Annotated in this window: 11 protein-coding genes; 6 read left to right on the forward strand and 5 right to left on the reverse strand. The window is 65.1% G+C overall.

The features are described 5' to 3' along the window. Nucleotides 1-12 precede the first annotated feature (12 nt). From gyrB to dnaA, 5 genes are all read right to left on the reverse strand, one after another. Entirely contained in the window at nt 13-2,058 is a 2,046-nt protein-coding gene (gene gyrB / locus AC5WS7_RS14305) for a DNA topoisomerase (ATP-hydrolyzing) subunit B (RefSeq protein ID WP_495954947.1), read from the reverse strand. Between the two features lie 397 nt (nt 2,059-2,455). Continuing rightward, nucleotides 2,456-3,022, reverse strand: a complete 567-nt coding sequence (locus AC5WS7_RS14310) for a DUF721 family protein (protein ID WP_495954948.1) — start codon at nt 3,020-3,022, stop codon at nt 2,456-2,458. Nucleotides 3,023-3,132: 110 nt separating this feature from the next. Next, nucleotides 3,133-4,329, reverse strand: coding sequence for a DNA replication/repair protein RecF (gene recF, locus AC5WS7_RS14315; RefSeq protein WP_495954949.1), 1,197 nt, complete (start codon nt 4,327-4,329; stop codon nt 3,133-3,135). A 65-nt stretch (nt 4,330-4,394) separates the two neighbouring features. Continuing rightward, on the reverse strand, nt 4,395-5,564 hold the full coding sequence (dnaN, locus tag AC5WS7_RS14320) for a DNA polymerase III subunit beta (RefSeq protein ID WP_495954950.1): 1,170 nt from the start codon (nt 5,562-5,564) through the stop codon (nt 4,395-4,397). An 851-nt stretch (nt 5,565-6,415) separates the two neighbouring features. Continuing rightward, nucleotides 6,416-8,224: a chromosomal replication initiator protein DnaA gene (gene dnaA, locus AC5WS7_RS14325; RefSeq protein ID WP_495954951.1), complete on the reverse strand. Its 1,809-nt coding sequence runs from the start codon at nt 8,222-8,224 to the stop codon at nt 6,416-6,418. Between the two features lie 564 nt (nt 8,225-8,788). Between dnaA and rpmH the strand changes: the two genes are divergently transcribed. The 6 genes from rpmH to rsmG all read left to right on the forward strand — a co-directional run bounded on the left by rpmH (nt 8,789) and on the right by rsmG (nt 12,566). Then, complete coding sequence (rpmH, locus tag AC5WS7_RS14330) at nt 8,789-8,932, forward strand: 50S ribosomal protein L34 (RefSeq protein ID WP_033085250.1); 144 nt, start codon at nt 8,789-8,791, stop codon at nt 8,930-8,932. An 82-nt stretch (nt 8,933-9,014) separates the two neighbouring features. Then, complete coding sequence (gene rnpA / locus AC5WS7_RS14335; protein WP_495954952.1) at nt 9,015-9,431, forward strand: ribonuclease P protein component; 417 nt, start codon at nt 9,015-9,017, stop codon at nt 9,429-9,431. Further along, nucleotides 9,428-9,817 (forward strand): membrane protein insertion efficiency factor YidD, encoded by a 390-nt coding sequence (gene yidD, locus AC5WS7_RS14340; RefSeq protein ID WP_495954953.1) that lies wholly within the window; start codon nt 9,428-9,430, stop codon nt 9,815-9,817. The genes rnpA and yidD overlap by 4 nt, the downstream gene beginning before the upstream one ends. Nucleotides 9,818-9,821: 4 nt before the next feature. Continuing rightward, on the forward strand, nt 9,822-11,030 hold the full coding sequence (gene yidC / locus AC5WS7_RS14345; RefSeq protein WP_495954954.1) for a membrane protein insertase YidC: 1,209 nt from the start codon (nt 9,822-9,824) through the stop codon (nt 11,028-11,030). 33 nt (nt 11,031-11,063) lie between these two features. Then, entirely contained in the window at nt 11,064-11,702 is a 639-nt protein-coding gene (locus AC5WS7_RS14350) for a Jag family protein (protein ID WP_495954955.1), read from the forward strand. Between the two features lie 135 nt (nt 11,703-11,837). Beyond that, nucleotides 11,838-12,566, forward strand: a complete 729-nt coding sequence (gene rsmG, locus AC5WS7_RS14355; RefSeq protein WP_495954956.1) for a 16S rRNA (guanine(527)-N(7))-methyltransferase RsmG — start codon at nt 11,838-11,840, stop codon at nt 12,564-12,566. The last annotated feature ends 2,700 nt before the right edge of the window (nt 12,567-15,266 follow it).

Consider the following 15,266-nt stretch of genomic DNA (forward strand, 5'->3'; position numbering starts at 1 on the left):
ATTCGCGCCGGACTACACGTCGAGGAAGCGAACGTCCTTGGCATTGCGGGTGATGAAGCTGCGACGGGCCTCGACGTCCTCGCCCATCAGAACGGAGAACAGCTCGTCGGCAGCGGCGGCGTCGTCCAGGGTGACCAGGCGCAGCACGCGCACCGCCGGGTCCATCGTGGTCTCCCACAGCTCCTTGGCGTTCATCTCGCCCAGACCCTTGTAGCGCTGGACACCGTCGTCCTTGTTGATCTTCTTGCCCGCGGCCAGGCCCGCCTCGAGCAGACCGTCGCGCTCGCGGTCGGAGTAGGCGAACTCCGGATCCGAACGCTGCCACTTGAGCTTGTACAGCGGCGGCTGGGCCAGGAATACGTGACCGTGTTCGACCAGCGGGCGCATGAAGCGGAACAGCAGCGTCAGCAGCAGGGTCGAGATGTGCTGACCGTCGACGTCGGCGTCGGCCATCAGCACGATCTTGTGATACCGCAGCTTGGCGATGTCGAACTCGTCGTGGATGCCGGTGCCGAAGGCGGTGATGATCGACTGCACCTCGTTGTTCTTCAGCACGCGGTCGATGCGGGCCTTCTCGACGTTGATGATCTTTCCGCGCAGCGGCAGGATCGCCTGGTACATCGAATCGCGGCCGGACTTCGCCGAACCGCCGGCGGAGTCACCCTCGACGATGTAGATCTCCGACTTCGTCGGATCCTTCGAGCGGCAGTCGGCCAGCTTACCGGGCAGCCCGCCCAGATCCGTCGCGCTCTTGCGGCGCACCAGCTCACGAGCCTTACGCGCGGCGACGCGGGCCTGCGCGGAGGAAACCGCCTTGTTCACAATGGTTTTCGCATCGGCCGGATTGGCCTCGAACCAGTGCGCCAGATGCTCGTTGCAGGTGCGCTGCACGAAGGATTTGACCTCGGTATTACCGAGTTTGGTCTTGGTCTGGCCCTCGAACTGCGGCTCGCCGACCTTCACGCTGACGATCGCGGCTAGGCCCTCGCGGATATCGTCGCCGGTGAGGTTGCCGTCCTTCTCCTTGAGAAGTTTCTTGTCCTTGGCGTACTTGTTCACCACCGTGGTCAGGGCCGCACGGAAACCTTCCTCGTGCGTACCGCCCTCATGGGTGTTGATGGTGTTCGCGAAGGTGTGCACGGACTCGGAATAACCCGAATTCCACTGCATCGCGACCTCGAGCTCGTGGCCCGGGCCCTTGCCGGTGAAGGCCACCACGGTGTTGTGGATCGGCTGCTTGGTCCGGTTGATGTGCTTGACGAAGTCCTCGAGGCCACCCGGGTAGTGATACGTGCGGGTCTTGACCTTGTGCTCGGCCGCCGCGGCTTCATCGGCGTGCTTGGGCGCCTCGGCGGTCTCGCTCACCACCTCTTCGGTGACCTCCGACTCGGCCACCCGCTCATCGGTCAGGGTGATGGTCAGGCCCTTGTTGAGGAAGGCCATCTCCTGCAGACGCCGGGACACGGTCTCGAAGTTGAAGAACGTGGTCTCGAAGATGTTCGGGTCCGGCCAGAACCGGATGGTGGTGCCGGTGCGCTTGGTCGACTCGCCCTGGATCAGCTTGCCGGGCTTGGCATCCTTGTACTCCTGGCTCCAGTGGTGACCGTCGTAGTCGATCTCGGCCTGCAGGCGAGTGGACAGCGCGTTCACCACCGAGATGCCGACGCCGTGCAGACCGCCGGACACCGCATAGGACTCGGAGTCGAACTTGCCGCCCGCGTGCAGCTGGGTCATGACCACCTCGATGGTGGGGATGCCCTGGGCGTGCATGCTGGTCGGAATACCGCGGCCGTCGTCGACGACCTCGACACCGCCATCGGCGAGCAGGGTGACATCGACGCGGGTGGCGTAACCTGCCATCGCCTCGTCGACGGAGTTGTCGACAACTTCCCAGATCAGGTGGTGCAGACCGCGCTCGCCGGTGGAACCGATGTACATACCGGGGCGCTTGCGTACCGCCTCGAGTCCCTCGAGAACGGTGATGGATTCGGCACCGTAGGTCTGCTTACCTGACTTGGGGTTGGTCGAGCCGCTTGCATTGGAGTCGTTGGCAGCCACTGCTCGGTAGCTCTCCTTACTTGCTGATCCCTCGGCACGACGCCAGAGGCGCACACGTCGGACCCCAGATGGTTTCTGCTCGAGATGTCGAACCGCTCGAGAATTATGGGCCCAGCGGGCGGCAGCACGGAACGTGCCGAGGGTATCGCCGCTAGTTACCTCACCATCCTACTGGTACGCCCGGCACAGGATGCACCTATGACACCCCTGACAGCGTCGTGAGTGAGATAAATCGAACCGCATCGGGTCCGGTTGTAGGTCCGAATGTCCCGTAAGCCTCCGTGGCCGATCGGCTGCTGTGCGACCACTGCGCCGACCCGGCATACCCGATCCCGGCGCGGGATCGGTTGCGGCACTCGCCGTTACCCGCGGACCTTCCGGTTCCACGTGAAACGGATCAGCCGTAGGTATCGCGCGGGCCCAGCCCCTTCACGTGGCGAGCGCCCTTGCGCCAGCTGGGCGCGGCGGGGCCGCTGATCTTGAGCGTCTTGACCACGCCCTGCCCGACGGCCGCGTTGATCTTGGCCAGCAGTTGAGCCTGCAACATCCGCAACTGGGTGGCCCAGGCGGTCGATTCGGCCTGAATACTCAGCACACCGTCGGTGAGCGAGATGGGCGTCGCGTGGGTCGCGATGTCCTCACCGACCACATTCGGCCAGCGGCCGAAAACCATGCCCTCGGCGACTTTCCCGGACCAGCCACGGCTCTTGGCCAACGCACCGGCGACCGTGGAGAGCAATTGCGGATCACGTTCATCGGGGCGAGCGCCCGACCAGCCGCGGCGCCGCAGCGCCCGCACCCCGCCCTTCCGCGGCGAGGCCCTCCCCTGTCCTACCGCCTTGCCGCTGGCCTTGGCCGCGGCGCGGGCCTCCTCGAGCGCGCGGCGGGCCAGATCTATTCCGCGCAACTCCGGCCCGGAGTCGCCGGACGACGATGCGGCGGCCTCGTCGGGTCCGGAATCCATGGCGCCATCCTCGGTCGTCGATCTGTGGATAAGAAGGCTAGTCGGTCTGCGCGCAGACACGCCCCGACACCGGGGAGTGTCACACCACCGTGTTGTGACAGCCGCGAACGTCAAGATGTGGTGGGCGACACCTGATTCGCGATATGCGAGGTCCGCTCGTCGGCCGCACCGGTGGTTTCCACTCGCAACGGGGTCGCCTCGAGTTCGGCCGGGACGTCCTCGGGCACTGCCGCGGTGATCAGCACCTGTTCGGCGGTCGCGGCGACGGCGGCCAGGGCGGCGCGCCGACGACGGTCCAGTTCGGCGAAGACATCGTCGAGCATGAGGATCGGATCGGTGCCCATTCCACGCAGCAATTCGAAGGCCGACAACCGCAGCGCCAGCGCGAACGACCACGATTCCCCATGGCTGGCAAAGCCTTTCGCAGGCGCCGAGCCCAGCATGAGTTCCAGATCGTCACGGTGCGGCCCGACCAGGCACACCCCGCGCTCGAGTTCTTTCGGCCGGGCCTGCGCCAGCTCACTCAGCATGAGCGCCGCCAAAGCCTCGACGTCCTCGGGCTGTGGATCGCGGGCCGGGTCCAGCAATTCCGGGGGCAGATATCCGCTGCGATAGCGGATCGACGCGGTGCGCGATTCCGGGGCGATCGAGCGATACGCCTGTTCCAAATGGGGGTACAGGTCGTGTACCAGCCGCAGCCGCTGAGCCAGTAGTTCGGCGCCGTGGGTGGCCAGATGTCCGTCCCAGACGTCCAGGGTGCTCAGTTCCGTAGCCGGTCCCGAACGTGAACGCGCCTGTCTGCCAGCGGTTTTCAATAGCGCCGAGCGCTGGCGCAGTACTCGGTCGTAGTCCGAACGCACACCGGCCAGCCTGGGCAGACGGGCTGTGCACAACTCGTCGAGGAAGCGCCGTCGTTCGGAGGGGTCGCCCCGGACCAGGGCCAGATCCTCCGGAGCGAACAACACCGTCTGCAGAATGCCGAGGATCTCGCGGGTGCGCCGGACCGGAGAACGGTTGATCTGTGCGCGATTGGCCGAACCCTGATTCAACTCCACATCGACGCGCAACTCGCGGCCGGCGTTCACCACCGTCGCCCCGAGCCGAGATCGCTGCGCGCCCAGGCGAATCAGCGGTGCGTCCGAAGCCACCCGATGTGAGCCGAGTGTGGACAGATAACCGACCGCCTCGACCAGATTGGTCTTGCCGTTGCCATTGGCACCCAGGAAAAGCGTTCGGCCTGGGGATAATTCGAGATCGACCTCGGCCCAGGAGCGAAAATCACGCAGCGTCAATGTCCGCACGTACATCGCTCAGTCCACCACTCCGGTCGTCAACATTTGTCCACAGTTGTCCGGACAACGCCGGTGCGGACTCAGCCCGGCAGACGCACCGGCATCAACAAGTAGATGTAGTCGGTGGACAACGCGGCGAACGAACCCGAGTCGAGCACCTCCGGCTCCTCCTCGCCGGTCGGGGTGAGGACCGCCGGACGACTCGGCGTGGTGAATCCGAAGGTCACCCGGTCCGAATGCAGTGCGGACAGGCCGTCGTTGAGGTAGCCGGGATTGAAGGCGATGGTCAGCGGCTCACCGCGGAACTCGGCCTCGAGCCACTCCTCGGCTCGGCCCGCGTCGTCGCCGCCGGCCGAGAGCTGCAGGCCCTGATCGGAGAATTCCAGCCGGACCTGGGCACCGCGTTCGGCAACCAGCGCGACGCGTTTGATGGCCTCGATCAGTGCCGCGACCTCGAGGGTGGCGATGGAGGTGTGCTCCTTGGGGAGCAATTGGCGGAACTTGGGGAATTCCGCATCCAGCAGCCGAGTGGTGGTGCGGCGGCCGCCGTTGACGATGCCGAGCAGGCCGTCGGTGCCGGTGCCGAAGGCGAGTTGCACCGGTGCGTCGGAAGCGCCGAGCGTCTTGGCCGATTCGGACAGGGTGCGCGCCGGAACCAGCACCGCGGTCTCCACATCGGGCCGACCGGGCTGCCATTCCAGGTGGCGGACCGCGAGCCGGAACCGGTCGGTGGCCGCGAGGACGATCTTGTCGCCCTCGATCTCGACCCGGATGCCGGTGAGCATGGGGAGGGTGTCGTCACGGCCGGCGGCGACGGCGACCTGGCCGACGGCCGAACCGAAGACATCCACACCGAGTTGACCGGTCTGCGGAGGAAGTTCGGGAAGCTGTGGATAATCCTCGACCGGCATGGTCGGCAGGGAGAACTTGGCGCTGCCGCAGGCGATCAGCACGCGGGTGCCGTCGACCGAGACGTCGACGGGCTTGTTGGACAGGGCCTTGGTGATGTCGGCGAGCAGGCGGCCGGAGACCAGGACCTGTCCCGGACCGGCGACCTCGGCGGCCACTCGCATCTGCGCGGAGACCTCGTAGTCGAAACCCGACACCGTGAGCCCGTCCTCGCCCGCGACGAGCAGGACGCCACCGAGCACGGGAACCGGCGGCCGCGAGGGCAGACTCCGAGCCACCCAGGCGACGGATTCGGCGAAATCCTCGCGAGCGACCCGAAACTTCATGCTTGCAAGCTCCATCGCCCGGTATTTCCTCTCCCAGTCTCGATCGGTCGTGATCTTTTCGGCCCGGCAGTGCGGGTTGCTGCAGGAGGTGCTCGATCGGTCTCCAGCATTCGTCCCACCGGAGTGTGACACAGGCGACCGACACCAAACCGTACCCGCGGATGAGCCTACCGACTACGTCACCCCTCCCGGTGCGTCGGATACGGGATGCGCGACCGGGCGCGGTTCCGGTCCGCATCGGGTTCGCCCGAGGGGTGTCCGTCTTGCTCCCTGCCAATCGATACGGGTTGGGGACGAAGCTCCGTCGTGCCGATCCGTGCCGATCCGACTTTCCACACCGCCTGTTTTAAAAGAGAGATCTCTAGAAGAAGAACTGAAGTAGTAGTAGGCGCTGTGGATTCTGTGGACTCCCGGCGAATCCCCTGTTGGGAGGGCGCGGCGGCATGGGGATGTCGAGCGGGTGACTCGAGGATGAACATCGAGTCGTTGTGGACTCCGCGGATCTGTCCCAAGTCCATCCTCGAGCCATCCTCGAGTTCTTCCATGCCGATCCGCCTGTTGTGCACACATGTGCACCATCCCGTGCAGAACGGGTGGATTCCTCGAGGACCTGACAAGGAGTCCTCGAGGAATCCACAAGCCGAATCGGCCATCGAGCCTGGTCAGGCCTCGAGGATGAATCAGGGTGTGCACTCTGTGTACTAACCGCTGTGAGTAGCCGATGCACAGATTCCTCCCCAGAGCTGTGCGCAACTCCGTGGACAGCCGGTGGAATCCTCGAGGACTCCACAAGAATTCCTCGAGGACTCCACATACGAAAAAACCCCTTCACCCAGGTCAACCGGGTGAAGGGGATGTGGATCCGTTCAGCGGGAGCGCTGTTTGATTCGGGCTGTTAGTTCTTGCACCTGGTCGTACACCCGGCGGCGCTCGGTCATCTCCTTGCGGACCTTCTTCTCCGCGTACATCACCGTGGTGTGATCGCGGCCGAATGCCTGGCCGATCTTGGGCAGCGACAGATCGGTGAGTTCGCGGCACAGATACATCGCGATCTGCCGGGCCTGTGCGAGCGGCCGCGCCTTACCCGGGCCGGTCAGCTCTTCCAAGGTGGTGTTGAAGTACTCCGCGGTCACGGCCATGATCGTCGAGGCGGTGATCTCCAGGGTGGTGGTGTCGGGCATCAGATCGCGCAGCACCACTTCGGCCAGTGACAGATCCAGCGGCTGGCCGTTGAGCGAAGCGAACGCCGTCACCCGGATCAGCGCACCCTCGAGTTCGCGGATATTGCGTTCGACCCGGCTGGCGATCAGTTCGAGCACGTCGTGCGGGACGTCGAGCCGGTCCATTCGCGCCTTCTTGCGCAGAATCGCGATGCGGGTCTCGAGTTCGGGCGGCTGCACATCGGTGATCAGTCCCCATTCGAACCGGGTGCGTAGCCGCTCTTCCAGGGTGGCCAGCTGTTTGGGCGGGCGGTCCGAGGACACCACGATCTGCTTGTTCGCGTTGTGCAGGGTGTTGAAGGTGTGGAAGAACTCCTCCTGGATGCCTTCCTTGCCCTCGATGAACTGGATGTCGTCGACCAGCAGGATGTCGGTCTCGCGGTAGCGCCGCTTGAACGCCACTTTGCGGTCGTCGCGGAGGCTGTTGATGAAGTCGTTGGTGAATTCCTCGGTCGAGACGTACTTCACCCGCATGCCCGGAAACAGTCGCTGGGCGTAGTGGCCGGCCGCGTGCAGCAAGTGCGTCTTGCCCAAACCCGAAGCGCCCCAAACGAATAACGGGTTGTAGGCGCGGGCCGGCGCCTCGGCGATCGCCACCGCGGCCGCATGCGCGAACCGGTTGGACGCACCGATGACGAATGTCTCGAAGGTGTACTTGGCGTTCAGGCTCGCCGAGGAGGGAGCCGATGCGGACGGCGCCGGGGCCGCCGGTTCGGGTGATTTGGCGAAGTAGGTCGGCCACGAGTTGTGCGCGTTGACGACCGGCTCGTCGTCCTCGTGCTCGCCCGGCACCGGACGATGCTGCGGTGCGGGCTCGGAATCGGGCGCGAACAACGACTCCTGTCCCGGCGGAACGGGGACGTTCCGCACCGGAGGTAGATCGATATCACGTCGTTGGGGGGTTGCGTGACCGTGGTTGGGGATGCTCGGCAATTCTCCGGCCATCGGCGCGGTGACGTATTCGGGCTGGGGATAATCGTCGTGACCCGGATATTCGGGCGGTGTGTGATAGCGCTGTGCGGCGTAGTCGGGGGCCGCTTGGTAGTCGGTCGGCGCGGGATAGTTCACAGGCTCGCGGGGAGCGCGCGGATGTTCGCGCAGCCGATCCGGACGCGAGGTGAGCCGAGCGTGCCGGGGCGGGCCGCTCGCACGATCGGCCGGCGGGGCCGCCGGCGCCGCGATGCGCACGCCGAGTCCCTCCACCTGCGGGCCGAGCCGCCGCGCCAGCGATCGGAGGATGGGCTCGCGCAGATCGCGCTCGATCGCCTCCTGTGCGAGTGAGGACGGCACCGAGAGCAGCGCGAATCCCTGTGCCACCGTCAGCGGTTTGACCAGGCCCAACCACGCCTTCTGGGCATTGGAAACCGGGGGTATGGCACCATCACCGGATCCTGTGGTGAGCTCGGCGACCACCTCCGGCCACACGGCGGTCAACACGTTCTGCTCGTCGTCCACGTATACTTCCTCCCCGATACAGGTCGCTAGGAGCCGACGGTCGGCATCGCCCGCAACCCCCGGTGGCATGAGCGTCGACGTGGCCGTCCTGGATGGCTGGGGGCCATAAGAATATGCCACTCCACGGGTCTTTCCACACAATTATCCACAGATGTGGACAACCCTATCCGGATGGCTTGCGCTGTACACATTCCCCCTGTGGCGCCCGGACCAGCGCTTCTATAGCAATCTGCTAGCTACGCACCCTATATGCTGCAGTGACCCTCCGGCAAGGGGCACTTCGGGCGTTGCGCACGATCCGGTCTCGGCGGGCGCCCGGGACCAGCGGAAGTGGTGTGGATCGCATCGAGGGACCCGGGTTTGACCCTGTCGGAGCTGATCAGTACCCTCGTACAGTCACCCATTGACGTGGTGCTGAGTGCCTGCTGCCCAGGGTAGCGTGGCTGGTGTACCCCGATGGGAGTTGCTCCGATACGGACATCGTCCGCCGTCGCGAGCGCGAAAGAGTTTCACCCACCAGCTTCGGGCGTCACTGGGCGCCCACCTACTCGAGGAGTGTCGACCGTGGCCAAGGGCAAGCGGACGTTCCAGCCGAACAACCGTCGTCGGGCGCGGGTCCACGGGTTCCGTCTCCGGATGCGGACCCGCGCGGGCCGCGCCATCGTGTCGGCGCGGCGCGGCAAGGGCCGCGCCAAGCTCACGGCCTGATTCATCGGCACCGGTATCGGCGTCATGCCCTGTTCGCCGTTCGGTCCGCTCATTTCCACCCGTTACGTGCTCGGACACTCAGGTGTTGCCTGAGCCGTATCGGCTGCATCATCGTGCCGAATTCTCCCGGACGGTGCGGCACGGCCGACGAATCGGGAGACATGATCTTGTCGTGCACGTATTCCTCACACCCGCACAGCAGGCGGACGGCAGCACACCGTCCGTACGGCGCGGCGGGCCGAGGTTCGGTCTGATCGTCAGCAAGGCGGTGGGTCCCGCGGTGGTACGTCACCGTGTGGCCCGCCGCCTGCGTCATATCTGCGCCGGCGTGGTCGATACCCTGCCCGATGCGGCGGATGTCGTGATCCGCGCCCTGCCGGGGGCGGCCGACGCCGACAGTGCCGATTTGGATCGGCAGGTGCGTTCCGCCCTGCGCAAACTACTTCCGCCGCAGTCTTGCGCGGATACAGGTGTTGCGGAATACGGCAGGTCCTCATGAACCGGCTGCGGGCGTTGGCCGCACTACCGGCGAAAGTTCTGATCTTTTTCATCGAGCTGTACAGAACCTATGTTTCCCCCACCCGGATGCCGGTATGCCGATTCACCCCCACCTGTAGTGAATACGCGGTGACAGCATTGCGCACCCGAGGGCTGTTCATCGGTCTCGGACTGACGGCCGTGCGTTTGGCCAAATGTGCGCCCTGGCACCCTGGAGGGTGGGACCCCGTTCCGGAGCGCAAGCGGAAAGGGGCTGCTGCCGATCCGGGAACGCCCGAGAACTCTGCGACCGAGCCGAGCCAGGCGACCGACGCGGCGGCCGAACACAAGCCTTTGAAGGGGTCGCCGCGCGCGGTGACCGGCGACACGACCGACGGGAGTACTTAGAGCCGTGCTCAATTTCATCTATTACCCAGTGTCCTGGATCTTATGGTTCTGGCACAAAGCCTTCGGGCTCGCACTGGGCAATGACAACGGGTTCGCCTGGGCGCTGTCCGTGGTGTTCCTGGTGTTCACACTCCGTCTGGTCCTGTACTGGCCGTTCGTGAAGCAGGTACGCACCACCCGCCAGATGCAGCAACTGCAGCCGAAGATCAAGGAACTGCAGAAGAAGTACAAGAACGATCGCCAGAAGATGGCGCTCGAGATGCAGAAGCTGCAGAAGGAACACGGTTTCAACCCGCTCATGGGCTGCCTGCCCGTGCTTGCCCAGGTGCCGGTATTCATCGGCCTGTACCACGTGCTGCGCTCGTTCAACCGGGTCGGGGTGACCAGTGGTCTACCCGGCTTCGGACACGGTGGCGGCATGACCGCGTACGCGAATGCACACACCCCGAACTACGCGTTCGGTGTCGACGATGTGCAGTCGTTCCTGCGAGCGCGGATCTTCGGGGCGCCGATCTCCGCGGCGATCACCACTCCCAAATCGCAGATGCAGGCGTTCGCCGATTACGGCGGCATTCCCGAGATCTCGCACATGATCGCCGTTGCCGTCCCGCTGATGGTGATCGCGGGTCTGGCGACTCACTTCAACGCGCGCGCATCGGTGGCCCGTCAGCGGGCGACTGGCGTCTCGGTGGATCCGACGGGTATGGGCGGCGGCGGTTCGCCGAGCCCGATGGGGCCGAACCAGGCCGAGCTGATGAACAAGCTGGCGCTGTACGTCTTCCCGCTCGGTGTGATCGTCGGTGGTCCGTTCCTGCCGATCGCGATCTTGCTCTACTGGGTGTCCAACAACATCTGGACCTTCGGTCAGCAGCACATCGTGTTCAAACAGATCGAGAAGGAAGACGAACACAAGAAGCAGGAGGCGCTCGAGCGCCGCGCGCAGAATGCTCCCAAGCCGGGCGCCAAGCCTGATAACCGTCGGAAACGCGGACCCGCGGTGACCGATACTCCGGTCGAGGCGACCGCGGATGCTTCCGATATCCCTGTCACTGACGATTCGACGGTATCGAAGAACGGCACCGGACAGTCGAAGAACGGAACCACGCCGTCGAAGTCCGGTAAGTCGACGGCGTCCTCGGGGAAGTCGACCGGACAGGGGAATCGCAAGCGATCCGGTAATCGTGGCCGCCCGAATCAGAAGCGACGTCGCTGATAACTCGCAGCAGGAGTGAAGGAAACCACAACAATGACTGTTGAGACCGATGGAGGGGACGCCACCGTGGCGCTGAGCGCGAACGACTCGATCGAGCAGGCCACCGCGGACACCTCCGCCTCCCATGAGTCCGATGATGTGCAGCAGCGTCCGGTCGATTCCGGTGCCACCGACGAATCCGATTCCGCCGCAGACGATGCCGGCGATGCCGAAGAGGAGTTGATCGAGGAGGGCGAGATCGCCGGTGACTACCTCGAGCAGTTGCTCGATGTGCTCGATTTCGACGGCGATATCGATCTGGACGTCGAGGGTGACCGGGCGATCGTGAGCATCGACGGTGGACGAGACCTGTCGAAACTGGTGGGCCGTCGCGGTGAGGTGCTCGACGCGCTGCAGGAGCTGACCCGTCTGGCCGTGCAGCAGGCGACCGGAGTGCGCAGCCGCTTGATGCTCGATGTTGCCGGATGGCGGGCCAAGCGCCGTGAGGAGTTGAGCGCGTTGGGAACCGCTGCGGCGCAGCGTGTGCTCGATTCCGGTAAGCCCGAGTCCCTCGCGGCAATGACTCCGTTCGAGCGGAAGATCGTGCACGACGCCGTGGCCGCTGTCGACGGTGTCGAGAGCGAGAGCGAGGGTGTGGAGCCCAATCGGCATGTGGTGGTCGTGCCGTCGTAGCAGTGTCGTGTGAGGGTAGGGCCCCCGGTTCGGTGAACCGGGGGCCCTACCCTTGTATGGACGCAGCCGCAGTGCGGGCGGACCGATCGATGGGCGCCCGATATCTATTCCTATCGGTCGGGAAGGAAGTTTCACGTGGAACGAGGCACGGACAGCGTTGAACCGAACCCCTCCCCCGCTTCCGGTGCGGAGGAGCCGCCCGCTGAGGCGGCGCAAGTATTCGGAGATCGGCTACCGCTCGCCCGGCAGTACTATGCGGCTCTGGCGGGCGCCGGGGTGGAACGAGGATTGATCGGACCGCGAGAGCTACCGCGGCTGTGGGATCGACACATCCTGAATTGCGCCGTGCTCGGCGAACTCATCGCCGAAGGTGCGACGGTCGTTGACGTCGGCAGCGGTGCCGGGCTCCCCGGTATCCCACTCGCGATAGCCCGTCCCGACCTTCGTGTCACGCTTGTCGAGCCACTGCTGCGACGGACCATCTTCCTCGCGGAATTCATCGAGGAGGCCGGACTGGATGTGACAGTGGTCCGCGGCCGCGCGGAACAACCAGGCGTCCGAAAAGAGGCCGGCGGCGCCGATGTCGTTACTTCTCGCGCGGTCGCACCGCTCGCCAAACTCGCGCAATGGTCGCTGCCGTTGGTGCACGAGCACGGCCGCATGCTCGCCCTGAAGGGATCGAGCGTCGCGGAGGAACTGGAGCGCGACCGCGAGGAGTTGACGCGCGCCGGAGGCGGCAATGCGCAGGTTCTCGAATGCGGCGTCGGGATCATCACTCCCCCGACGGTCGTTCTGAGCGTAGAGCGATTGCCGCGCTCCGAACGTCCGGGACGACGCGGGGTTCGAGCGCGACGGTCGCGGTGATCCGAGTCACGGTTTCATGTGAAACATTCTGGCGCTGTTCGTAGTCCATGCGGGTGGGAGAGCGTCGGTGCCACGCTCGGGTATGTAGAGCTTCGTACGTAGGCTCCAGTGGCGGTTGGAGGTTTGCCTTGGGACCACCAGACGCTGGCAAGCGCCTGCGATGGGTGTGGGCCGGCGCGGTCGTACGGTGCGGGTGAGTTGGTGGCGGTGGTTCAGCGGCCTGGGCGGACCGCAATCAATGCCGGAGGCGTAAGCGGTAGCGATGCCAGGGGTTGCTCGTCGCGGTGTGATTGGTGCTGAGGGGACTAGGCGAGGACGTGTGCCGTTCCGGGCCGGGTGGCTGACTGTTGGACGGGATTGTCCTGAGATCCCGTAAGCGATTCCGCAGTTTCACGTGAATCATTCGATGCCTCGAGGAAGCTCGCGCCCGGATGCCTGCTCCTTCGCGCCGATCTCGGGCGAAGGTGGGACGCCATCGGCTGCGCTCGCCTGCTGTCCGAGTAGCGGGCTCGCCTGCCTTTCGAACGCGGGTCGCGCCCAGTCGCTTTATTGGCGGCAGCATCTCGATGATTCGGTTGATCCGAGACTCACATCTACGGGGAGCTGCGGTCGGCGTGAAAAACGGGGTGCGCAGCGGCAGTCAACTCCGACCGGTTCTTCGCTGCGGTGGCCTGGTCCGGGGCGGCCAGGCGGGCGAGGCCCCGACGCGGACTGGTGGTTGGACCTGTCGGCGAGCTGCTGCCGGGAGGTGGTGCGGCCTCGGCCGGGCGGAGGTTGGGACCGGAGATCCGCATTCAATCTGGGTCTCCCCTATGTTTCATGTGAAACAGCGAGGCGGCCGTCGAGGCGGGCTTGTCGCTGGGATAGCGCCTCGCGGCAGCCGACTGTGATGTTCGGGCCGATACTCGGCCTCCCGTCACCGTGACGAAGGTTGGTCTCGGGGTCGGTGCGTGCATCATCCGCTGCGGTCCCCTCATCCGCTGCGAACAGATTGGCTGCTTTGGCGTGCGCCTAGCGTCTGGGGGCGGAGCGGGGGCTGTCAGAACGACTCGGCATGCGGCCGACCGTGCGACGAACGCAATCGTCATCATGCTGTGAGTCGATCCATCCGCAGCGAGTCTCATCTGGGAGGGTGCGGTTTCGCAGCGCATTGACAGACGGGATACCACGGCAACGTTTCGAGATGTTTCACATGAAACCTGGCGCGGCCCAGGATCGCTCGAAGGTGCGTGATCGCGCGATGCGTGTTCCGGCTCGTCGGCGATACGGGGGTGTGCTGGTCGAATGAGCGCCTCGCATCGGACACGCTTCAACCGAGCATTCCTCGGAACCGAGTAGCACTCCGGATCCTGACGCACGTTGAATGTGAGTCCGCCGGAGCGAGTTACGAGTCGGCTGAAAGCAATCCGCAACCGAGGCGCTTGTCGGGCAGAGAGGTTCGCAACGTCGAATGGTGGGCGGGTCGAGAGGATGCATCGAGGACTGCGATGTGACGCACTGGGCTGAATTGCTTGCAGGCCAGGAGATGCAGGTCCGATAGATACATCCCACGGGCTGATGTCGGCTCGAGGGACCTGTGCGGCGATGGAATCTGGCGCTTCGAAGACGCGTCGAGCCGAGCCGTCCCTCGAGCCGCGGACAAGCCGACTGAGTGGGCGCCGGGAAATGCGTCGGGCCGGGTCGCACACCGTGCCGCAGAAGCTGACGTGTCGGACTGAATGATTCACGTGTGCCGATGATCGCGTCGCTCGAGGACGCCTTGGCCCGAGGCGTGGGTCGGCACCGACAGCTGGGCGACTCCAACAAAATGATCGACAGTTGTGCGGCATCAAGATAAGACCGCATGGGGTAGGTCGCCCGGCCTCCTGACCTATGCGATGCGCTTCCCGAGACGTCCTGGCCCGAGGCTGTGTGGTCCCCACGCGAGAGGAAACTGTCCGGCAGCATGGGCTGAATGAAGGGCACGGGCGTTGGGGTGGTGAGAGATGCCGTGTGGGTCATTGGCCGACCGAGATGTGTTGGCGCTGAGGCTGCCTCCGGTCGTCAGATGTCCCGGGGGATCAAGGGGTACGAAACGCGAGGAGTGTCGGGCGATGCCTGCGCTGGCTGAGACGTGTTGGGCTGGAGCGCTTTGGGCGGACGCACGGGCAAGGGATACCGGGACGCGGGGCGTCAGGTGCGGCTCGTGCTGGCTGAGATGCGTCGGGGCCGAGAGTTCCCTCGGACCGGAGAAGTGCCGGGATCAAAGAGCGCCGTAGATGGGAGGCATGCGAGCTGAGGGTTGGCTCGAGACGTGCTGCCGGCTGAAGGATCAGTCGGTCTGAACGAAGCGACGCCGAGTGTGGTATCGGTCGAGGGGCTTGTCCGCCTGTCGACTTGGGCCGCGGTCGGCTGTGGAAGCTACCATGCCCGCCGCGCGATGGACCATCGCGTGACGTAGCCGGACTGAGCGGAGGCCCGGAGACTATTCACTTGCGGGATCTATTGCGGCGTGCGGTGTCAGAGCGCGCGGACCGTGTAAAGCGTTGGCAGAACGGAAGGTCGACCCAGGAATGGCATCCGCGAGAGCATTGCCTCAGGAAGGCACCTGCGAGAGGTCGGAACGCTCGGACAGCCCGGGCGCACATGAAGGCCGAATCCCCTGAACCAGAGTTGTACGAGAAGGCTGGAACCACAGCGAAACCGAGCCCGCGAGCCCAA

Source organism: Nocardia sp. PLKS1-43 (assembly GCF_059510335.1).

What these genes read in the sequence shown, in the direction of transcription:
- AC5WS7_RS14310 (WP_495954948.1), bottom strand. Translation starts at nt 3,022, where the DNA reads ATGGATTCCGGACCCGACGAGGCCGCCGCATCGTCGTCCGGCGACTCC.
- recF (WP_495954949.1), bottom strand. Translation starts at nt 4,329, where the DNA reads ATGTACGTGCGGACATTGACGCTGCGTGATTTTCGCTCCTGGGCCGAG.
- dnaN (WP_495954950.1), bottom strand. Translation starts at nt 5,564, where the DNA reads ATGGAGCTTGCAAGCATGAAGTTTCGGGTCGCTCGCGAGGATTTCGCC.
- yidD (WP_495954953.1), top strand. Translation starts at nt 9,428, where the DNA reads ATGAACCGGCTGCGGGCGTTGGCCGCACTACCGGCGAAAGTTCTGATC.
- AC5WS7_RS14350 (WP_495954955.1), top strand. Translation starts at nt 11,064, where the DNA reads ATGACTGTTGAGACCGATGGAGGGGACGCCACCGTGGCGCTGAGCGCG.